Consider the following 20,239-nt stretch of genomic DNA (forward strand, 5'->3'; position numbering starts at 1 on the left):
AAAATGAAGCCTGATTTATTTGAAGCTCCTGATTACTATAATCTAGACGAATTATTAACCGACGAACATAAATTAGTACGTGATGCTGCCAGAGAATGGGTAAAACGCGACGTATCTCCTATTATAGAAGAATATGCCCAAAAGGCAGAGTTTCCGAAACAAATTATTAATGGTTTAGCTGAAATAGGTGCTTTTGGCCCATATATTCCACACGAATATGGTGGCGCTGGATTGGACCAAATTTCTTATGGCTTAATCATGCAAGAAATTGAACGTGGAGACTCTGGAGTTCGTAGTACGGCATCTGTACAATCCTCTTTAGTGATGTATCCTATTTGGAAATACGGAAACGAAGCTCAACGTAATAAGTATTTACCAAAATTAGCATCTGGAGAATGGATAGGTTCTTTTGGATTAACAGAACCAGATCATGGGTCTAATCCTGGGGGAATGACTACAAATTTCAAAGATATGGGTGACCATTATCTTTTAAATGGGGCTAAAATGTGGATTTCTAACGCGCCATTTTGTCAAATAGCAGTGGTTTGGGCTAAAAATGAAGAAGGCCGAATTCACGGTTTAATTGTGGAACGTGGTATGGAAGGGTTTTCAACCCCAGAAACACATAATAAATGGTCGCTACGTGCATCTGCCACCGGCGAACTTATTTTTGATAACGTAAAAATCCCTAAAGAAAACTTATTACCAAACAAATCTGGATTAGGTGCACCACTTGGTTGTTTAGATTCGGCTCGTTTCGGAATTGCTTGGGGAGCCATTGGTGCCGCTATGGATTGTTACGATACGGCTCTACGCTACAGTAAAGAACGTTTGCAATTTGGAAAACCAATTGGTCAGTTTCAATTGCAACAAAAGAAATTAGCTGAAATGATTACAGAAATCACAAAAGCTCAATTATTAGCCTGGAGACTTGGTGTGATGCGTGAAAACGGCACAGCAACCTCGGCACAAATATCTATGGCAAAACGTAACAATGTGGATATGGCTATCAACATTGCTCGAGAAGCTAGACAAATGCTAGGTGGAATGGGAATTACTGGAGAATACTCTATTATGCGTCATTCAATGAACTTAGAGAGTGTTATTACTTACGAAGGAACTCACGATATCCACTTACTTATTACAGGTTTGGATGTGACTGGTTTAAACGCTTTCAAATAGAACCTAAAACACATTTAATTATCTCACTCGGGTAACATCTGACTGAAATAATTTTAAAAAACTGAAAAATTACAAGAATGCTTCTCTTTTTGGGAAGCATTTTTTTATACTTTTTTGTTTACATTTACTTTATGCTTTCAAGTAAAAAACGATTAGATAGAGCTTTCAAAAATGCTAAGATTATCAACTTTGATGATTCTAGCAAGTTTATCTTATTTAGCGATTGCCATCGGGGAGATAATAGTTTTGCAGACGATTTTGCTAACAACAGAAACATTTATTTCCATGCTCTAAAACATTATTATTCTGAAGGATTTCAGTATTGTGAAATTGGAGATGGTGATGAACTTTGGGAAAACACATCCTTTAAGCCTATTTTTGAAGCTCATAAGAATGTTTATTTACTCATGAAACTGTTTCATGAGCAAGAAAGACTTCATTTAATCTGGGGAAATCATGATATGGTTTACCAAAATCCTGACTATGTGGAAAAAAACCTATCCACTTATTTCGAACCAAAACTAGGAGAAGATGTCGAATTGTTTTGTAATGCAAAATATCATGAAGGCATTATCTTAAAGCACAAAGAAAGTCAGCAAGAAGTGTTTTTAACCCACGGACATCAAGCAGATTGGTGGAATTATACGTTTTGGAAATTTAGCCGTTTTATGGTTCGAGTGTTATGGAAACCCTTAAATGTGATGGGAATTGCAGATCCAACAAGTCCTGCTAAAAACTACAAAGAACTGATTAAAGTTGAACGCCGAACAAAAAAATGGATTATAGATAATAATAATTTACTAACTATTACCGGCCATACCCATAGACCTCGTTTTCCAAATCCTGGAGAGATTGCCTATTTTAACGATGGTAGCTGCGTACATCCAAGAAGCATTACTGGAATAGAAATAGAAAATGGCGAAATTTCTTTAATCAAATGGTATATAGATACGACTGAAACTGGCACGCTTCAAATTGTAAGAGTTTTATTGGAAGGACCTAGAAAATTGATGGATTATAAAACGGTATAACTAAAAAAACCTTTTCTAATCGAACATGAAATTACTGCCTTCGTAGGAATTTAATTAACTTTCTGGAGCCAATTCCACTTCTAAACCTTCCATTTCTGGGGTAATTTGAATTTGACAACCTAATCGGGAATTATCTTTAACGTAAAAAGCTTCGCTTAACATGGCTTCTTCATCGTCTTGTTTTTCTGGTAATACTGTATCACTTAATACATAGCATTGACAAGATGCACACATAGCCATTCCACCACAAATACCGATGGTTCCTTCTGGAGCTAATTCATAACTTCTTACCACTTCCATTAAATTCATTGCCATATCTGTTGGAGCTAATATTTCGTGGGCAACTCCTTCTCTATCAATAATTTTTATGTTTACATCTTGTTCCATATAAATAACTAGCTAATGATTAATTGATAGCTTTTACAACAGCTTTAGGAGCTTCTTTTCTTGACCCATCAAAACCATCTATACCACTTACTGTTGTATATTTTAAAACATACTTTTTACCAGGGTTTAATATTTGATAAGCAGCTTGACACATTAATGTAGCTTCATGGAAACCACATAAAATCAACTTTAATTTTCCAGGATAGGTATTAACATCTCCAATGGCAAAAATCCCTGGGATATTAGTTTGATAGTCTAACGCATTATTTACTTTAATTGCATTTTTCTCTATCTCTAACCCCCAATTTGCTATTGGACCTAATTTTGGAGACAATCCGAATAAAGGAATAAAATAATCGCATTCTATTTCAAATTCTTTTTCGATATGCTCAGCCTGACTTACAACAACCGCCTTAACATGATGATCTCCAACAATACCAGTCACCTCGGCTGGAGTAATTAAATTTATTTTTCCTAAATTTTTTAATTCTTGTACTTTTTCAACAGAATCTAAGGCTCCTCTAAACTCATTTCTTCTATGAATTAAAGTCACTTCGGAAGCCACATTTGATAAAAAAATACTCCAATCTAATGCTGAATCTCCCCCACCTGAAATAACAACACGTTTGTTGCGAAATTTTTCTGGATCTTTTATAAAATACTCAACACCCTTGTCTTCAAAATGAGCAATGTTATGAATTAAAGGCTTACGTGGCTCAAAACTACCTAATCCACCAGCAATTGCCACAATAGGCGCATGATGTTTGGTCCCTTTATTAGTTGTTACAATAAAACTACCATCTTCTTGTTTATCAATCGTTTCAGCACGTTCACCTAATGTAAATCCAGGTTCAAACTGCTTACATTGCTCTAAAAGATTTTGAGTAAGGTCGTCTGCTAGTATTTCTGGAAATCCTGGAATATCATAAATAGGTTTTTTAGGATATATTTCTGAACATTGTCCTCCGGGTTGTGGTAAAGCGTCTATTAAGTGACATTTTAATTTTAAAAGTCCAGCTTCAAAAACGGCAAATAAGCCAGTTGGACCTGCTCCAATAATAAGAATATCTGTTTTAATCATGAATTGTTAATTTCAGAAGACAAAGTTATTAGTTACTTTCTTAAATAAATGTGACAAAAGTCACATTTAGATTTTTTAATTAAGCCTCTACATTAATAACTTGCTCAATTTGGGGTGCATATTTTTTAATAGTCATTTCTACACCGGATTTTAAGGTCATTTGATTTACACTACAACCTACACAAGCACCTTCTAACTGTACTTTTACAAGCTTACCATCTTCAATTGATAATAATGAAATATCACCTCCATCACTTTGTAAAAATGGACGAATTTCGTCTAAGGCTTTTTCAATATTAATTCTTAATTCTTCACCTGTCATATTATTATTTTTTAAATGAATTCGTAAAACTTGAACTCTCCAATAGTCTTAATCTATTTTTTAACTGCTGAACACCCAGCCATGGTTGTAATTTTTATTGCTTCAGTAGGTGGTAAATTGGTATTTCGGTTTACGACTTCTTGAACAACGTTTTGTGTTAGTTTTTCGAAAGCTGCTTCTAAAGGAGTCGCACTTTGCATAGCTGCTGGGCGACCAAGATCTCCTGCTTCACGAATACTTTGCACTAAAGGAATTCCACCTAAAAAAGGAACGTTTAAATCTTCAGATAAATGTTTTGCTCCTTCTTTACCAAAAATATAATATTTATTTTCTGGTAATTCGTCTGGTGTAAAATATGCCATATTTTCTATAATTCCTAAAACTGGTACATTAATACTTTCCTGCTGAAACATAGCCACTCCTTTTTTAGCATCTGCCAAGGCCACATTTTGTGGTGTACTTACCACAACTGCTCCTGTTAATGGTAAAGCTTGCATAATACTTAAATGAATGTCTCCTGTTCCTGGAGGTAAATCGATTAACATAAAATCTAATTCTCCCCAATGAGCATCGAAAATCATTTGATTTAATGCTTTTGAAGCCATAGGACCTCTCCACACTACAGCTTGACCCGGTTGGGTAAAGAACCCTATGGACAATATCTTAACGCCATAATTTTCTACGGGTTTCATTTTAGATTTTCCTTCAATGTTTACAGCTAAAGGTTTTTCATTTTCCACCTGAAACATGATTGGAATTGAAGGTCCATAAATATCGGCATCTAAAATCCCCACTTTAAATCCCATTTTTGCTAAAGTAACAGCTAAATTAGAGGTAACTGTAGATTTTCCTACACCACCTTTTCCAGATGCCACTGCAATAATATTTTGAATTCCAGGAATCTGCTTTCCTTTAATTTCATTTTTGGGCTGAGCAGGTGCTTCAACTTTAACATTGACAGTTACTTTAGCTTTTTCGTACACCAAATCATGAATGGTTTTCATGATTTCTACCTCAGTTTTCTTTTTGGCCTGTAAAGTAGGATTGTTTATTACTATATCTACAATTACCTCATCTGCAAAAGTCACTATGTTTTTTACGGCACCACTTTCAATCATATTTTTTCCTTCTCCAGGAGCTGAAATACGTTCTAGCGCTTTATATATGTCTTGTTTATTTAACTTCATATTGTTTAATATTTATGAAAAGAAAATAGTAAATAAAACAGATATTTTTATCCCATTTAAATTTACATATTTTTTTGATTATTAAGAATCATTCTAAAATGCAAATATACAGCGAATTGTTTAGAATTTGAAATAGATTAATTGAAATGATTTATGTGAATATTTCGTTTTATTATAGACTAACGGATTTAAATTATTTCCTAATTTTTGAAAAATTTATAATCGATTATAATTCCTTAAAAGGATCCCAAAACAATATATCAAAATTTTGAATTTGGTTGTCTACTACCTCAATTCCTTCACTTTCTAGAAGCTGTTGCATCAAATTTGTACCATCAAAATGATGTTTTCCAGTTAGCAAGCCTTTTCTATTTACCACCCGATGTGCCGGGACATCTTTGGTATGAGAACCATTCATAGCATAACCAACCATTCTAGCGCTTCTTGCTGCTCCTAGATATTTGGCTATAGCTCCATAGCTAGTAACTCGGCCATAGGGAATTAACTTGGCTACTTGATAAACTTTTTCAAAAAAATTATCTGTTTCTGGTTGCATGGCAAGACATTAATAATACTTTCTAAGAATACTAATTAAGGTGATGATAGAAATAACTCCAGTAATTATCCCTATTATATAATTCATCTTCTTTTGAGATGTTTCTTTTGTCTTTTTTATTTTATCAAAAAAGAATATGTATACATATAAATTCGCAAAAGAACCCATAGCTGCACCAGCTACATATGTTGAAATTCCTATTTTGTCGAAAGTTAACCAACCAAACGATGCAAAAGTAATAGTTATATATGCTTGAAATGGAATTGGAAACATATTAATGCTAGATAAAAATATGCCTTGAAAAAAGCGACTTCTTTTACTTTTAGTCTCTAATTCAGTATCTGGCTTGTTTTGCTTTTTGGCTATAAGCAAAAAATAAATAGTTATTAAAACAAATATAACAAAGGCTACCTGTTGTAAAACATCAATTACATCTGGGTGTTTGGTTAAATATCTCGCAAACACAGTAGCAATTAACGTTTGGAACATAAAGATTAGTGAAGCCCCAATAGAAAACATAATGCCTCTAGTATAGCCTTCTTTAATGCTGATTTTTGCTGCAGTCATATTCAACAGTCCTGGTGGAACTGCAGCTAGAAAAGCAACAAGCATGGCAATAAAAAAGATCGCTGTTAAACTCAAAATTTATTTAATTTTAAACCGAATATACGTAATTGGTTTGTTTTGTTCTAAATACTGACTTTCATAATAGGTCTGAATACTGGTTACTTCTTCCGGACTTCCTTCTTGTTTATAAACATTATGGTTTGCATAAAGCACTTCGTGCCCTGCTCCATGAAGCAAACCAAGCGTGTAACCATGCATAAATTCGCTATCGGTTTTTAAATTCATAACACCATCTGGTTTTAAAATGGTTTTGTAACGTTTTAAAAAATCTGAATTTGTCATTCTATGTTTGGTACGCTTATATTTTATTTGAGGATCTGGAAAAGTAATCCAGATTTCATCAACTTCGCCTTCTGCAAAAGCATGGTCGATTAATTCAATTTGGGTACGCAAAAAAGCGACATTGGATAAGTTTTCTTCGATAGCGGTTTTTGCCCCTCTCCAAAATCTAGCTCCTTTGATATCAATTCCTATAAAATTCTTGTTTGGATACTTTTTAGCTAATGCTACAGAGTATTCACCTTTTCCACAACCTAGTTCTAAAACCAAAGGATTGCTATTTTTAAAAAAAGTTTTATTCCAATTCCCTTTTAAACTATATTGATTATTTACTAACTCGTCTCTTGATGGTTGAAACACATTTGCAAAAGTTTCATTTTCTTTAAAACGCTTTAATTTATTTTTACTTCCCACAGAATTATTTTTACTATTAAAATATAATTTGGTAAAATTAAGGAAATATATGCAAGTGGTAATATCCTTATCTTTGTTTTTATTATAATAAGCGTGACCGATTGCTGCCATATCCTTTTTGTTTTTATAATGAAATAATTTAGCATAAAGCCTGACTTTTGTTTTCAAAAGACACGTGATAAAATATCAAATGAACAAACGAATTTTAATTACGCCTTTAAATTGGGGATTGGGTCATGCTACAAGGTGCATTCCAATTATTAATGCTTTAATTGAAAACAAATTCACTCCAGTAATTGCAAGTGATGGGATGGCTCTGGAAATATTAAAAAAAGAATTTCCCAATTTGGAACATTTTGAACTTCCTTCCTACCATATAATTTATCCAAAAAACAAACATTTATTTAAACTGAAGTTATTACAACATGCACCAAAATTATTGAAAGCCATTAAGGCAGAAAAAAAAGTTATAGCTAATCTTATAAAAACAAAACATATTCATGGAATTATATCTGATAATAGATTAGGTGCTTTTAACAAACAAATACCAAGTGTATTTATAACGCATCAGTTGCAAGTTTTAAGCGGTAATACCACTTGGTTTAGCAGTAAATTACATGAAACATATATTAGAAGGTTTGATGAATGTTGGGTTCCAGACTCTAAAACAGCTCCTAATTTAGGTGGAAAACTTAGTCATGGAGATATCAAAAATTTATTAGTAAAATATATTGGACCTTTAAGCCGATTTTCAAAAAAAGAGAAAGTGATTGAGTATGATATTATGGTATTGCTTTCTGGCCCTGAACCTCAACGCAGTTTATTTGAAAAAAAATTACTAGAAGAGTTAGAACATTATTCTGGAAAGGTATTATTTGTAAGAGGTGTTGTTGAAGCGCATCAAACAATTGAAAAAACAGGCAATCTGACTCTTTATAATTTTATGACCAGTAATACATTAGAAAATTCTTTAAACGCAAGTAAGCTGATTCTTTCTAGGTCTGGATACACCACTATTATGGATTTAGCAAAATTAGGAAAACAAGCTTTTTTTATTCCAACTCCAGGACAATTTGAACAAGAATATTTAGCTAAAAGATTGGACCGTTTACAATTAGTTCCAAGTTGCAAACAAGACGATTTTAAATTATCTAAACTCGAAAAAACATCTGAATATAAAGGATTAAGCCATTTTGAAAAACCTATCGATTATCAAAGTTTATTCAGCCTTTTCCAAACTAAATGAAAACTCACTTCCTACTCCAAGCTCGCTTTCAATATAGATTTTTTCGTCATGGGCTTCAATAATATGTTTCACTATGGATAAGCCTAAGCCGGAACCACCTTCTTTTCTGGAACCACTTTTATCTATTCTGTAAAAACGTTCAAAAACTCTAGATAAATTTCCTTCTGCAATACCTTCTCCATTGTCTGTAACTCTAACTATGACTTTGTTTTTAATCAGGTTTTCAATACTGATTTCTGTAGTTCCTTTTTCTCTACCATACTTTATTGAATTTACAACCAGGTTTGTCAAAACTTGCTGAATTCGCTCTATATCTGCATTTACTAGAATTGGTTTTGTGTAATCAACATCGAAGGTTAGGGTTATTTTTTTCTTTGCAGCTTTCATTTCAAGCAGATCAAACACATTTTTTATAACCTCTACAATATCAAATGTGGTGATGTTAAGTCTTAAATCTCCAGCTTCAAATTTGGTAATCATATCTAAATCTTTCACAATATAAATTAGCCTTTCCACTCCTTTATTTGCTCTGCCTAAATATTTTTCTCTAATATTACTATCGTTTATAGCACCATCAATAAGCGTTAATAAATAACCTTGAACTGTAAACAAAGGGGTTTTTAACTCGTGAGAGACATTGCCAATAAATTCTTTTCTGTATTCTTCTCTAATTTTTAGCGATTCAATTTCTAACTTTTTATCTCTAGCATACTTATCAATTTCTTTAGTAAGTGTTGCCATATCTGTAGTTATAGGTTTTTTAGTTATAGAGGTTGACTCCAACAAAGTAAGATCGTCGTAGATTTTTTTTACACGTCTGTAAATAAAACGTTCGGATCTATATTGAATAATAAAAAAGCAAACAATAAAACTAATTACAGCATAAAGTAAAATATAATAAGATAAATTACCACCAAAAAACAAAAAAACACTCAAAAGGAGTGTTGACAAAATGGTAATATAGAGCGCTGTTTTAATAGCGAATTTATATGTTTTTTTAATATTTTGCATTAATCTATAAACTTGTATCCAACGCCTTTAACTGTTTTAAAAGAATCGTCTCCAATCTTTTCTCTGAGTTTTCTAATGTGAACATCTATGGTTCTTCCTCCTACAACGACTTCATTTCCCCAAACTTTATCTAAAATTTCATCACGCTTAAATACTTTTCCTGGTTTAGACGTTAATAATGATAATAATTCAAATTCTTTTCTTGGCAGAACAATATCCTTGTTTTGGTAGGTTACCTTATATTCTTCTCTATTAATAATTAATGAACCAATTTTAATAATTGGTTCTCCTGAATCGTCCTCCTTTAATCGTCTCAACAAAGCTTTCACTTTACTAATTAACAACTTAGGCTTGATTGGCTTTGTTATATAATCGTCGGCTCCAGCATCGAATCCAGCAACCTGGGAATAATCTTCTCCTCTAGCAGTTAAAAACGTTATGAGAGTATTATTTAGTTCTGGATTTTTTCTAATGTTTTCGCAAGCTTCAATACCATCCATTTCTGGCATCATAACATCAAGAATAATTAATTGGGGTTTTTCTTTTTTAGCTTTTTTTATAGCTTTTATACCATTTTCAGCGGTTATGATTTGGTAGCCTTCTTTGGATAAATTATATCCAATTATTTCTAAAATATCTGGCTCATCATCAACTAAAAGAATTTTAATATCCTTTTCATTCATATAGTTCGGGTTTCCTTGATTATAATGGTAAAGATACTATTATTAACAATTACCCAAAACCTAAACAATAACAAATAACAATTAGGTAACACGAATCTTACATTCTTTTAACACGAACAACTATTTAGCATGTTTAACACTTTTTTGGTACACTTTTTGTCAATATTTAGTAACTTTATATAAATCCTGTTTTTTATGAAAAAGCAATACTTACTTATTTTAACAATGGCATTGATGCTATTTAGCTTAAACGGATTTAGCCAAACCAACGATTTGGTTATAAACGAAACTTCACAAATTGAAGATTTATCCATTTATCCAAATCCTGTTAGTCAAGGAATAGTTTATATTACTTCAAAAAACAACGATCCCAAACAAATTGAAATTTACAATGTTTTAGGAAAAACCATTCTAACGGTTACTCTATTACAAAAAGAACTTAATGTATCTAAGCTAAAAGCAGGAGTTTATATTATAAAGATAACCGAAAACAACATTTCTACAACAAGAAAGCTAGTTATTAGGTAATTAACAATTTCATGTTATATAATTGTAAAATAGCTAACTAATTGCTGTTTCTGATTTTTTTTAGTCAATAAATTCTTATATTTGCTAACCTAATTATTTTATATAAACAATCAATTATGAAAAAAATTTACTTATTATTATTTAGTTTATTAACAGTTTCTTTCTCATTTGGACAAGAATTATTAGTTAATGGAACCTTAGAGGGTTGGGACGATCCAAACACTCCAACAGGTTGGACTAAAGTGGAAATGGTAGATCAAGAATCTACTGAAGTGCATTCTGGTACTTTTTCGGCAAAACATACCGGTGGAACTAGCGATTTAGGACAGACTGTTTCAGGTATTATCCCTGGAACCTCTTACACTGTTTCTTTATGGTATAAAGTTGATGCTGCATTTGGTGACGGTACAGACGCAAGAATTTGGAGTTATTGGAAAAATGGCTCAAGTAACCTCTCTGACAATGCGGATGAGTTAAGAGGTCCTTTAAACGCATATTTTGACAACAATGGTAATGTTTGGACACAATACACTACAACAATAACAGCTCCAGCTACTGCAGATAATTTTTATTTTGAATTAAGAACTTATGGCTCTGCTGTTGTTTATTGGGACGATCTTTCTTTTTTTCAAGAAGCTACGGCAGTACCTACGTTAGGTGTTGTTTCTCCTACTAATGGTTCTAATGTTCCTGGTCCAGATGTATCAGTTGAACTTAGTGTACAAAACTTTAATGTTGGACCCACAAGTGGTGGTTTTGATGGACACATACATTATAATGTTGATGGTGGGGCTAATATTATGAAATATGATACAGACCCAATAAACTTAATTGGTTTATCAGCAGGATCACATACAATAGATTTAGAATTGGTTGACAATTCGCATAACCCCTTAACACCTCCCGTAACTGCAAATGTAACTTTTACTGTTTATGAAGTTCAAGCTTTACCTTTATCCGAACATTTTGATTACACTGTCGGAGAAAATTTAGCTGATCAATCTGCTTGGACTAATTACTTTTCTGGAGACGATGTTGTGATTTCTGCAGGGAATTTATCTTACTCCACTTTAAACGGTTCTGGTAACTCAATTTCTTTTGATGGTTCTGGCGCAGATCCAGTTGTTGATTACACACCTACATCTAATGGAAAAATTTACTCTTCATTTATGTTACAAGTAGACGCTCTTGATACTTCTGCAATCGATGGATATTTTGCTGTTTTAAGAACAGATGGTGGAGATTATGCAGGTAGATTATGGATTTCTCCTACAAGTGCAACAACTTTCAGAATTGGAGTGAGCAGTGGAGCGGCTTTAACTGCCATAAATACTACTGACCATAATGTTGGCGACGTTGTTTTTGTTGTATTTAATTATGATATAGACAATAATGAAGTAAACGCATGGGTTAATCCTACTTTAGGTGGAGCTGAACCTGCTGCTGATTTAAATGATACTTCTTCTTCGTCTGGAAATACATTTACTCAGTTTTTGATTAGACAAGATAATAATACAAAAACGCCATTTATGATTATGGACGAATTAAGAATAGGAACATCTTGGACTGATGTTACTCCTTCAACTTTATCCATTTCTCAAGTAGAAGCAACGGCTTTCAACGTATATCCTAACCCAACTTCAACTGGATATGTAAACATTACTAGCAAGACTAATGATGTTATAAATGTAACTGTTTTTGATATTTTAGGAAAACAAGTTTTAAAAAATACTGTAAACAATAACAGACTTAATGTGTCTACATTAACTACTGGTGTTTACATCATGAAAATTTCTCAAAACGGACAAATTATCACTAAAAAATTAGTGGTGAAGTAGTTAGAAATTTTCTTACAATTTAAAAAGACTAGCATGAATGCTAGTCTTTTTTTTGTGATATCTTTGCCACTTATTTTTAAAATTTAACCCTAAAACTATTTCTTATGAAACACATTTACTTTTTATTATTTACTCTTTTTTCTTTAACAATAAATGCTCAATTAGCAACTGGTGATATAGCTTTTACTGGATATCAATCTGATACCCCAGATAGTTTTTCATTTGTAGTCTTAGTTGATATTCCAGCAAGTACATCTATAGAGTTTACAGACAATGGCTGGCTAGCTACTGGTGGATTTAGAGCTAATGAAGGGGTTGCAACTTGGACTTCTCCTGCCACTATTACTAATGCTGGAACTGAAATTATTGTGTCTGATGCAAATGGAACAGTTAATATTGGAACTATTACTAGCTCTATGGCTCTATCTGGTTCTGGTGATCAGTTATTTGCTTACGACCCTAATAATGTTCCTTCTGTAGGAAACGAATCTGGTTTTTACGCTGGCATTCAAATGAATGGAGATTGGGATCTTGATGCTACTTCTTCTAACACATCAGCTCAACCAACAGCATTAATTGGTTATTCATTAGCAATTGATCCTGAAGTTGATAATGCTTATTACAATTGTACTACAACAACAGGTACTGTAGCTGAAATTAGAACAGCTTTAATAGACCCATCAAATTGGATTGGAGACAACAACCCTATTACATTACCTAGTTGCGGTTTTAATCCAACACTTTCTATTAAAAACGATACTTTACATACATTTTCTATTTACCCAAACCCAACTTCAACTGGATTTGTAAATATTACTAGCAAAACTAATGACACTATTCAAGTTGCTGTTTTTGATATTTTAGGAAAACAAGTTTTAAACAATACTGTAAACAATAACAGACTTGATGTATCTACATTAACTACTGGTGTTTACATCATGAACATATCTCAAAATGGACAAACAATCACTAAAAAATTAGTGGTTAGATAGGTATTTGTTATAATACATTTTAAAAGCGTTATCAAAATTGGTAACGCTTTTTTATTTTATCTACATTTGTCTAGACTAGACTTTATGATGAACGCAGCAGAAATATTTAATATAGATAGCGATAAAGAATTTGAAACACTTGCGCTAAGAGTTTTCAAATTTCAATTTGAGAACAATGCTGTGTATCGTTCTTTTTGCGATTTACTATATAAAAACCCTAGTGATATTACTTCTATAAAAGACATTCCTTTTCTCCCTATTCAGTTTTTTAAAACTCATGACATCCTAAGTTCAACTGAAGATGTTCAAAAAATATTTTCTAGTTCTGGAACTACAGGAAGTATAACAAGCAAACACCTTGTAACCAATTTAGATATTTATGAAACCAGTTTTAACGAAGGTTTTAAACAGTTTTATGGCAATATAGAAGAGTATACCATATTAGCTTTATTACCAAGCTATTTAGAACGAGATGGCTCTTCTTTAATTTATATGGTCGACTCCTTAATACAGCAATCTAATAAACCTAAAAGTGGCTTCTATTTAGATAATCTCTCAGAATTAAAAGATACGTTAATAGCATTGGAAGCTCAGGGCGAAAAAATTCTTTTAATTGGTGTTAGTTTTGCGCTTTTAGATTTGGTAGAAACCCATCAATTTCAATTAAAGAATACGATAGTCATGGAAACTGGAGGCATGAAAGGTAGACGTAAAGAATTGGTGAGAGAGGAACTCCATTCTATTTTAAAAGAAGGATTTGGAGTAACACAAATCCATAGTGAATATGGTATGACCGAATTATTAAGTCAGGCTTATTCAAAAGGCAATGGCATTTTTGAATGTTCTAAAACTATGAAAGTATTTGCTAGAGATACAGAAGATGCCTTAACTATTTTAGAAAATAATAGAACTGGAGGTATTAACATTATAGATCTAGCAAATGTAAATTCCTGCTCGTTTATTGCCACACAAGACTTAGGTCGTGTTTGTAATAATGGTACTTTTGAGATTATTGGAAGATTCGACAACTCGGATATTAGAGGATGTAACCTAATGGCCTTGTAAGGCAATTGAGTTTTCAGGACTAATCAAAACCCAAAGAAAGTGACACTTGATTAAGTTATTTTTTAGCAGAAATCGTCCCGATTTTATCGGGACGATTTTCATTTTAAACCACTTTAATAATATACGTGTTTTTCTTCCCTTTATTAAGAATGATGTATTTATTATTTATTAAGTCTTCTGAAGTTAGCAGATAATTTTCATCCACTTTTTCTTTATTTACAGAAACGGCATTTTCTTTTAAGGCTCTTCTAGCTTCGCTATTAGATGCTAAAAAGTTAGTTTTAGCAGATAGTGCGGCAATCATGTCTAAACCTGGGTTTAAATCTGCTTGAGACACTTCAGACTGTGGTACACCTTCAAAAACATCTAAAAAAGTTCCTTCATCCAAGGTTTTTATATCTTCTTTAAAGCTTTTACTAAAAAGAATATTCGAAGCTTTTTCAGCATTCTCAAAATCTTCTTTAGAATGTACAAAGGTTGTTACCTCTTCGGCCAAACGCTTTTGTAACAAACGCAAGTGTGGTGTTTGTTTATGTGCTTCCACTAAATTAACAATATTGTCCTTATCTAAAAAAGTAAATATTTTAATATATTTTTCAGCATCATCATCGCTTGTATTCAACCAAAACTGGTAGAATTTATAAACAGATGTTTTGTCTGCATCCAACCAGATATTTCCACCTTCACTTTTCCCAAACTTGGAACCATCGGCTTTGGTAATTAATGGACAAGTCATAGCAAAGGCTTTGGCTTGTTCGTTCACATTCATTCGCCTTACCAATTCGGTTCCTGTTGTAATATTTCCCCATTGATCGCTTCCTCCCATTTGCAACAAGCAATTGTAGTTTTTGTGTAAATGGTAAAAATCGTAACCTTGTATTAATTGGTATGTAAATTCTGTAAAAGACATGCCAACACTTCCTTCTTCACCAGAAAAGCGCTTTTTAACCGAGTCTTTAGACATCATGTAGTTTACCGTTATTCGTTTTCCTACATCTCTGGCAAAATCGATAAATGAAAAGGTTTTCATCCAATCGTAATTATTAACTAAAATAGGTGCATTTTCTGCTTGGGAATCAAAATCTAAAAACCGAGATAAAACGCGTTTAATGCCTTCTACATTTTTGTTTAAAGCCTCTTCGTTTAATAGATTACGTTCATCACTTTTCCCAGAAGGATCTCCAATCATTCCTGTAGCTCCACCAACTAAGGCAATAGGTTTATGACCAGCTTTTTCAAGGTGTACCAATAGAATTATAGGAACCAAACTTCCAATATGCAAAGAATCTGACGTTGGATCAAAACCAATATAAGCAGTCGTACTTTCTTTACTTAATTGTTCTTCAGTTCCAGGCATGATATCGTGTACCATTCCTCTCCAGCGTAGATCTTCAACAAATTTATTAGCCATTATTTCAGTTTTAATCATTTAATTTGGACAAAGATAAAAATCAATGAATAATTACTATCTCTTTATTAATAATTCTTTACTTTAGTTTTATGATATTAGTAACTGGAGGTACTGGATTAGTTGGATCGCATCTATTGTTTCAACTTATACAAGAAAATAAAGCTGTAAGAGCTATTTATAGAAATGAAAAAAAACTATCCATAGTTAAAAAAGTGTTTTCTTATTATTGTGAAAATCCAGACGAACTTTTCAATAAAATTGAATGGATTCAAGCAGATCTTACAGATATTCCTTTGCTAAGTGGAGCTTTTAAAGACGTCACACATGTTTACCATAGTGCTGCATTTGTTTCTTTTGAACCTAATAAATACCATGTATTAAGAAAAACCAATATTGAAGGCACAGCAAATATTGTTAACCTTTGTATTGCAAATAATGTTGAAAAATTATGTTATGTAAGCACTATTGCAACCATTGGAAAAACAATAAATACCAAAGAAGCAAACGAAAGAACACCATGGAATTCTGAAGCTGACAATAGTGTTTATGGGATTACAAAATATGGTGCAGAAATGGAGGTTTGGCGTGGTACTCAGGAAGGTTTAAATGCCGTAATAGTAAATCCTGGTGTTATTATAGGTCCTGGTATTTGGAAATATGGTAGTGGAAATATTTTTAAAAAAGTTTATAACGGCTTAACGCATTACACAGAAGGTGCGGTAGGTTATATAGCTGTATTTGATGTAGTAAATTGCATGATAAAACTCATGGAAAGTCATGTAAAAAATGACAATTTTATTCTAGTGGCAGAAAACTGGTCTTATAAGCAATTTATTGAACAGATTGCTACGTCATTAAATGTAAAAGCACCAACCAAAAAAGCTGGCCCATTTTTATTAAATATAGCTTGGAGATTAGATTGGGCAAACCACTTATTAACTGGAAAACGCAGAACTATCAGCAAACAACTAGCGAAAACCTTGGTGTCTAAATCTGTTTTTGATAACACAAAAATTAAAACACAGTTACAGTATCAATTTAAGCCAATAGATAAGAGTATTGAAGAAGTTTCATCTATTTTTCTAAAAGAACATTAATTATTTTTTAAGGGTTTTGTTTTAATTATATCCTCTTTTAGAAACCCTTTATTTTTCCGTTTAGATCTTTTTATGGAATCGTTTTTTCTTGTTTCGTTTTGTTCTTTTTCCACTAAAGTATTATACGTATCCCTTAAGGTTTTTAGACTATCGTTTACTTTATTAATAATTTGCTCATAGTCCTTTAAATTGAATGTATAATACTCGTTACTAAGAACAAACTGAGTACTATCTATTTGATGTTTGGAATAAATAAATGCATCAGGAACAATGTCATTGTTTTCAATAATAGATTTATTAATCCCTTTTGCTGAATTTATTAAAGATACATCCATTAAGATATCCACCATCTTTTCCTTAGAAATTAAATTTTTAGGCTTTTTTGGTTTTTCAGAATTATAACAAGACGTTATAAAAACAAACAGCGTTAAAGCGATTATTATTTTTTTCATCAATGAGACTTTTATCTATTAAAAGTTAATCGTTTAGCATTTTTAACTTTGCTAAATTTAGAATTTTCAAACACTAATTGTCCATTTAATATGGTATGTGTAACTCTAGATTTAAAAGTAGTTCCTTCAAAAGGAGACCACCCACATTTGTACAAAATATTTTGGTTGTTAACGGTCCAGGGTTTGTTAAGATTTACAATCACCAAATCGGCAAAATAACCTTCTTTAATAAAACCACGTTTTTCAATTTGGAATAATATGGCTGGATTATGACACATTTTTTCTACAACTTGTTCCAAGGAAATTTTTTCTTTATGATGTGCTTCTAACATAGCAACTAGAGCATGCTGCACCAATGGGCCACCAGATGGGGCTTTTGTATAAACTTGCTTTTTTTCTTCTATGGTATGTGGAGCATGATCTGTTGCAAGCACATCTATCCTTCCATCCAAGAGAGCCTTCCAAAGCGCATCTCTATCTTTGGCTGTTTTTACTGCCGGATTCCACTTAATCAAAGTACCTTTGGTGTCGTAATCTTCTTCGCTAAACCAGAGATGATGCACACAAACTTCAGCTGTAATTTTTTTATCTTTTAAAGGAATTTTATTTGAAAACAACTTAGTTTCTATTCCTGTTGAAAGATGAAACACATGTAATCTAGCTCCCGTTTTTTTTGCCAACTCGATAGCTTTTGATGAGGAAATATAACAGGCCTTATCGCTTCTAATATGTGGATGAAGTTTAACAGGAATGTCGTCTCCATATTCTTTTTTATACACTTCAAAATTGGCCTTAATTGTGGCTTCGTCTTCACAGTGTACAGAAATAATCATATCTGTACTTGAAAATATCTTTTCTAAAACCTCAGGATTATCCACCAACATATTTCCTGTTGATGAACCTAAAAACAATTTTAAACCAGCAACTTCTTTCGGATTTACTTTTAATATCTCTTCCAGATTATCGTTTGTGCCACCAAACATAAACGAATAGTTAGCATAGGATGTCTCTGAAGCAATTTTAAATTTATCATTTAAAGCTTCTATGGTGGTTGTTTGCGGATTGGTATTTGGCATTTCAATATAAGACGTAATCCCACCTGCTAAAGCTGCTTTAGATTCTGTCTCAATAGTTGCTTTATGTGTTAATCCTGGTTCTCTAAAATGCACCTGATCATCAATAACTCCTGGAATAACATAATTCCCTTCTGCATCTATAATATGTACATTAGAAGATTTAGCACTAATAGAACTTGAAATCTCCTTAATTATATCGTTTTCCACAAGAATATCTCCTTCAAAAACCTCTCCTTCGTTAACTATCCTTGCATTTTTAATTAGTATGGTATTCATATTATTTCTTATTGAAAATACTCTTTAATTTCATTTTTATAACGCCAAAAATAGCTTCGGAAATAATTCCTCCACTCATTTTAGACTTCCCTTTTTTTCTATCTGTAAAAATTACAGGAACCTCAACTATTTGAAACTTTTTTAAATAAGCCTTGAATTTCATTTCTATTTGAAAGGCGTAACCAACAAATTCAATTTTATCTAAGTTAATGGTTTCTAAAACAACTCTTTTATAACAAACAAAACCAGCTGTTGTGTCTTCTATTTTCATTCGGGTAATTAACCTGACATATTTTGAAGCAAAATAAGATAGTAAAATTCGGCTCATTGGCCAATTAACAACATTCACTCCATTAATATACCTGGATCCTATTGCAACATCCGCTTTGTCTAAATGACAGGTATTATAAAGTTTGATTAAGTCGTTAGGATTATGCGAAAAATCGGCATCCATCTCAAAAATATACTGATAATCTTTATTTAAACACCATTTAAATCCGGCAATATATGCTGTGCCTAAGCCTGTTTTATTCTCCCTATTTAATAAGAATAATTTGTTCTTAAATTCGTGCTGTAATTCACGTACCTTTGTGGCTGTTAAATCTGGCGAATTATCGTCTACCACTAGAATATGAAATGCCTTATTTTGAGAAAATACAGCTTTGATAATAGCTTCTATATTCTCAATTTCATTATAGGTTGGGATAATGACAATAGCGTCGTTCATTAAAAAAGTGTATAATTTCAACAAATGTAAACTATTTAAAAGAGATAGTTTTTTAAATATTCCTTAAAAAATATGAAATAAGTATTATTTTTTATAATAATTTTACAAGATGCTACGTCCCGTATTTTCGAACGATTTTTTCATTATATTAATAGTCATTAGCCTTGTTTTTGTGGCTATTACTAAATTATTATTTGAAAAAAGATTTAATCATTTTGCTTCAATTTTAATTAATTCAAGCTATTTAAAAGTCTATTCTAAAGATCAAAAATTTATAGACTTATTTGATGGTCTTTTGTTTTTAAATCTACTTTTTTCTGTTTCCATTTTTAGCTATATTAGTTATAACACCTTATTTGAAAACCTTGAAATATCTATTGCTTTTATTTTAAAATTAATGCTAAGTATTGGTATTTTTATTTTAATTAAAGTTCTACTTGAAAGACTTATTGGAAGTCTTTTTAGCATAGATAACTTAATAGACAAGTACTTGTTTCAAAAAATTAGCTATAAAAATTTCTTAGGTTTGGTGTTAATTCCCATTAACATTATTTTACTTTTTAGCATTGTACCAAATAAGGCCATAGTTTTAAGTGTCATTATCTTTTTAGGTATTATAAACACAATAGGTTTGCTTACTTCCTATAAATCAAATCTTAATTTAATTAAAAGAGATTTTTTCTATTTTATTTTATATCTTTGCGCACTCGAAATTGGACCTTATTTTATATTATACAAGGTTCTTATAGAAAACAAAGTTTAATACATACT

Annotated in this window: 22 protein-coding genes; 9 read left to right on the plus strand and 13 right to left on the minus strand. The window is 31.9% G+C overall.

The features are described 5' to 3' along the window. The first annotated feature begins 3 nt into the window (after nt 1–3). Nucleotides 4–1,182 carry an acyl-CoA dehydrogenase family protein gene (locus OS191_RS09065; protein ID WP_267155371.1) on the plus strand — a complete coding sequence of 393 codons (1,179 nt, stop codon included), beginning with the start codon at nt 4–6 and terminating at the stop codon, nt 1,180–1,182. Between the two features lie 131 nt (nt 1,183–1,313). Beyond that, complete coding sequence (locus tag OS191_RS09070) at nt 1,314–2,213, plus strand: metallophosphoesterase family protein (protein ID WP_267155372.1); 900 nt, start codon at nt 1,314–1,316, stop codon at nt 2,211–2,213. A gap of 54 nt (nt 2,214–2,267) precedes the next feature. On the opposite strand, the gene OS191_RS09075 is transcribed toward OS191_RS09070, so the two are convergent. The 7 genes from OS191_RS09075 to trmB all read right to left on the minus strand — a co-directional run bounded on the left by OS191_RS09075 (nt 2,268) and on the right by trmB (nt 7,066). Continuing rightward, a complete protein-coding gene (locus OS191_RS09075; protein ID WP_267155373.1) occupies nt 2,268–2,600 on the minus strand; it encodes a 2Fe-2S iron-sulfur cluster-binding protein in 333 nt (110 codons plus the stop codon). Between the two features lie 19 nt (nt 2,601–2,619). Then, entirely contained in the window at nt 2,620–3,681 is a 1,062-nt protein-coding gene (locus tag OS191_RS09080) for an NAD(P)/FAD-dependent oxidoreductase (protein ID WP_267155374.1), read from the minus strand. A gap of 79 nt (nt 3,682–3,760) precedes the next feature. Next, complete coding sequence (locus OS191_RS09085) at nt 3,761–4,003, minus strand: NifU family protein (protein ID WP_267155375.1); 243 nt, start codon at nt 4,001–4,003, stop codon at nt 3,761–3,763. 53 nt (nt 4,004–4,056) lie between these two features. Next, entirely contained in the window at nt 4,057–5,190 is a 1,134-nt protein-coding gene (locus OS191_RS09090; RefSeq protein ID WP_267155376.1) for an Mrp/NBP35 family ATP-binding protein, read from the minus strand. Nucleotides 5,191–5,416: 226 nt separating this feature from the next. Further along, nucleotides 5,417–5,746 carry an MGMT family protein gene (locus tag OS191_RS09095; protein WP_267155377.1) on the minus strand — a complete coding sequence of 110 codons (330 nt, stop codon included), beginning with the start codon at nt 5,744–5,746 and terminating at the stop codon, nt 5,417–5,419. 9 nt (nt 5,747–5,755) lie between these two features. Next, nucleotides 5,756–6,388, minus strand: a complete 633-nt coding sequence (locus tag OS191_RS09100; RefSeq protein WP_267155378.1) for a LysE family transporter — start codon at nt 6,386–6,388, stop codon at nt 5,756–5,758. Between the two features lie 3 nt (nt 6,389–6,391). Beyond that, nucleotides 6,392–7,066 carry a tRNA (guanosine(46)-N7)-methyltransferase TrmB gene (gene trmB / locus OS191_RS09105; protein ID WP_267155784.1) on the minus strand — a complete coding sequence of 225 codons (675 nt, stop codon included), beginning with the start codon at nt 7,064–7,066 and terminating at the stop codon, nt 6,392–6,394. A gap of 190 nt (nt 7,067–7,256) precedes the next feature. Here trmB and OS191_RS09110 point away from each other — a divergent pair, with 190 nt between their 5' ends. Further along, complete coding sequence (locus OS191_RS09110) at nt 7,257–8,312, plus strand: glycosyltransferase (protein ID WP_267155379.1); 1,056 nt, start codon at nt 7,257–7,259, stop codon at nt 8,310–8,312. On the opposite strand, the gene OS191_RS09115 is transcribed toward OS191_RS09110, so the two are convergent. Together OS191_RS09115 and OS191_RS09120 are read right to left on the minus strand one after the other, a co-directional pair. Beyond that, nucleotides 8,286–9,323: a sensor histidine kinase gene (locus OS191_RS09115; RefSeq protein WP_267155380.1), complete on the minus strand. Its 1,038-nt coding sequence runs from the start codon at nt 9,321–9,323 to the stop codon at nt 8,286–8,288. The genes OS191_RS09110 and OS191_RS09115 overlap by 27 nt on opposite strands. Further along, nucleotides 9,323–10,006, minus strand: coding sequence for a response regulator (locus OS191_RS09120; RefSeq protein WP_267155381.1), 684 nt, complete (start codon nt 10,004–10,006; stop codon nt 9,323–9,325). The genes OS191_RS09115 and OS191_RS09120 overlap by 1 nt, the downstream gene beginning before the upstream one ends. A 195-nt stretch (nt 10,007–10,201) precedes the next feature. Between OS191_RS09120 and OS191_RS09125 the strand changes: the two genes are divergently transcribed. The 4 genes from OS191_RS09125 (at nt 10,202) to OS191_RS09140 (ending at nt 14,429) form a co-directional block, all read left to right on the plus strand. Further along, nucleotides 10,202–10,534, plus strand: coding sequence for a T9SS type A sorting domain-containing protein (locus OS191_RS09125; RefSeq protein ID WP_267155382.1), 333 nt, complete (start codon nt 10,202–10,204; stop codon nt 10,532–10,534). Between the two features lie 116 nt (nt 10,535–10,650). Then, nucleotides 10,651–12,372, plus strand: coding sequence for a DUF6130 family protein (locus OS191_RS09130; protein WP_267155383.1), 1,722 nt, complete (start codon nt 10,651–10,653; stop codon nt 12,370–12,372). Nucleotides 12,373–12,476: 104 nt separating this feature from the next. Then, nucleotides 12,477–13,364, plus strand: a complete 888-nt coding sequence (locus OS191_RS09135; RefSeq protein WP_267155384.1) for a T9SS type A sorting domain-containing protein — start codon at nt 12,477–12,479, stop codon at nt 13,362–13,364. Nucleotides 13,365–13,448: 84 nt separating this feature from the next. After that, nucleotides 13,449–14,429 carry a LuxE/PaaK family acyltransferase gene (locus OS191_RS09140; RefSeq protein ID WP_267155385.1) on the plus strand — a complete coding sequence of 327 codons (981 nt, stop codon included), beginning with the start codon at nt 13,449–13,451 and terminating at the stop codon, nt 14,427–14,429. 103 nt (nt 14,430–14,532) lie between these two features. Here OS191_RS09140 and tyrS read toward each other — a convergent pair whose 3' ends face one another. Continuing rightward, nucleotides 14,533–15,840 (minus strand): tyrosine--tRNA ligase, encoded by a 1,308-nt coding sequence (gene tyrS / locus OS191_RS09145; protein WP_267155386.1) that lies wholly within the window; start codon nt 15,838–15,840, stop codon nt 14,533–14,535. 89 nt (nt 15,841–15,929) lie between these two features. Between tyrS and OS191_RS09150 the strand changes: the two genes are divergently transcribed. Beyond that, complete coding sequence (locus OS191_RS09150) at nt 15,930–16,937, plus strand: NAD-dependent epimerase/dehydratase family protein (RefSeq protein ID WP_267155387.1); 1,008 nt, start codon at nt 15,930–15,932, stop codon at nt 16,935–16,937. Here the strand turns inward: OS191_RS09150 and OS191_RS09155 are convergent. Genes OS191_RS09155 through OS191_RS09165 form a run of 3 tightly spaced genes read right to left on the minus strand, consistent with a single transcriptional unit; the run spans nt 16,934 to nt 19,468 of the window. After that, a complete protein-coding gene (locus OS191_RS09155) occupies nt 16,934–17,389 on the minus strand; it encodes a DUF4296 domain-containing protein (protein ID WP_267155388.1) in 456 nt (151 codons plus the stop codon). The two genes, OS191_RS09150 and OS191_RS09155, sit on opposite strands and share 4 nt — an antisense overlap. 11 nt (nt 17,390–17,400) lie before the next feature. Further along, nucleotides 17,401–18,741: a dihydroorotase gene (locus tag OS191_RS09160; protein WP_267155389.1), complete on the minus strand. Its 1,341-nt coding sequence runs from the start codon at nt 18,739–18,741 to the stop codon at nt 17,401–17,403. A gap of 1 nt (nt 18,742) precedes the next feature. Next, entirely contained in the window at nt 18,743–19,468 is a 726-nt protein-coding gene (locus OS191_RS09165; RefSeq protein WP_267155390.1) for a polyprenol monophosphomannose synthase, read from the minus strand. A gap of 109 nt (nt 19,469–19,577) precedes the next feature. On the opposite strand from OS191_RS09165, the gene OS191_RS09170 reads away from it, so the two are divergent. Then, nucleotides 19,578–20,231, plus strand: coding sequence for a DUF4271 domain-containing protein (locus tag OS191_RS09170; protein WP_267155391.1), 654 nt, complete (start codon nt 19,578–19,580; stop codon nt 20,229–20,231). The last annotated feature ends 8 nt before the right edge of the window (nt 20,232–20,239 follow it).

Source organism: Xanthomarina sp. F2636L (assembly GCF_026410195.1).
In the GTDB taxonomy this organism is placed as follows: Bacteria; Bacteroidota; Bacteroidia; order Flavobacteriales; family Flavobacteriaceae; genus Xanthomarina.

Excerpts from the sequence above, each read along its gene's own strand:
- OS191_RS09160 (WP_267155389.1), bottom strand. The coding sequence starts at position 18,741 with ATGAATACCATACTAATTAAAAATGCAAGGATAGTTAACGAAGGAGAG.
- OS191_RS09140 (WP_267155385.1), top strand. The coding sequence starts at position 13,449 with ATGATGAACGCAGCAGAAATATTTAATATAGATAGCGATAAAGAATTT.
- OS191_RS09070 (WP_267155372.1), top strand. The coding sequence starts at position 1,314 with ATGCTTTCAAGTAAAAAACGATTAGATAGAGCTTTCAAAAATGCTAAG.
- tyrS (WP_267155386.1), bottom strand. The coding sequence starts at position 15,840 with ATGGCTAATAAATTTGTTGAAGATCTACGCTGGAGAGGAATGGTACAC.
- OS191_RS09095 (WP_267155377.1), bottom strand. The coding sequence starts at position 5,746 with ATGCAACCAGAAACAGATAATTTTTTTGAAAAAGTTTATCAAGTAGCC.
- OS191_RS09120 (WP_267155381.1), bottom strand. The coding sequence starts at position 10,006 with ATGAATGAAAAGGATATTAAAATTCTTTTAGTTGATGATGAGCCAGAT.
- OS191_RS09170 (WP_267155391.1), top strand. The coding sequence starts at position 19,578 with ATGCTACGTCCCGTATTTTCGAACGATTTTTTCATTATATTAATAGTC.
- OS191_RS09085 (WP_267155375.1), bottom strand. The coding sequence starts at position 4,003 with ATGACAGGTGAAGAATTAAGAATTAATATTGAAAAAGCCTTAGACGAA.
- OS191_RS09130 (WP_267155383.1), top strand. The coding sequence starts at position 10,651 with ATGAAAAAAATTTACTTATTATTATTTAGTTTATTAACAGTTTCTTTC.
- OS191_RS09080 (WP_267155374.1), bottom strand. The coding sequence starts at position 3,681 with ATGATTAAAACAGATATTCTTATTATTGGAGCAGGTCCAACTGGCTTA.
- OS191_RS09075 (WP_267155373.1), bottom strand. The coding sequence starts at position 2,600 with ATGGAACAAGATGTAAACATAAAAATTATTGATAGAGAAGGAGTTGCC.
- OS191_RS09115 (WP_267155380.1), bottom strand. The coding sequence starts at position 9,323 with ATGCAAAATATTAAAAAAACATATAAATTCGCTATTAAAACAGCGCTC.
- OS191_RS09065 (WP_267155371.1), top strand. The coding sequence starts at position 4 with ATGAAGCCTGATTTATTTGAAGCTCCTGATTACTATAATCTAGACGAA.
- OS191_RS09150 (WP_267155387.1), top strand. The coding sequence starts at position 15,930 with ATGATATTAGTAACTGGAGGTACTGGATTAGTTGGATCGCATCTATTG.
- OS191_RS09125 (WP_267155382.1), top strand. The coding sequence starts at position 10,202 with ATGAAAAAGCAATACTTACTTATTTTAACAATGGCATTGATGCTATTT.
- OS191_RS09135 (WP_267155384.1), top strand. The coding sequence starts at position 12,477 with ATGAAACACATTTACTTTTTATTATTTACTCTTTTTTCTTTAACAATA.
- OS191_RS09155 (WP_267155388.1), bottom strand. The coding sequence starts at position 17,389 with ATGAAAAAAATAATAATCGCTTTAACGCTGTTTGTTTTTATAACGTCT.
- OS191_RS09090 (WP_267155376.1), bottom strand. The coding sequence starts at position 5,190 with ATGAAGTTAAATAAACAAGACATATATAAAGCGCTAGAACGTATTTCA.
- OS191_RS09165 (WP_267155390.1), bottom strand. The coding sequence starts at position 19,468 with ATGAACGACGCTATTGTCATTATCCCAACCTATAATGAAATTGAGAAT.
- OS191_RS09110 (WP_267155379.1), top strand. The coding sequence starts at position 7,257 with ATGAACAAACGAATTTTAATTACGCCTTTAAATTGGGGATTGGGTCAT.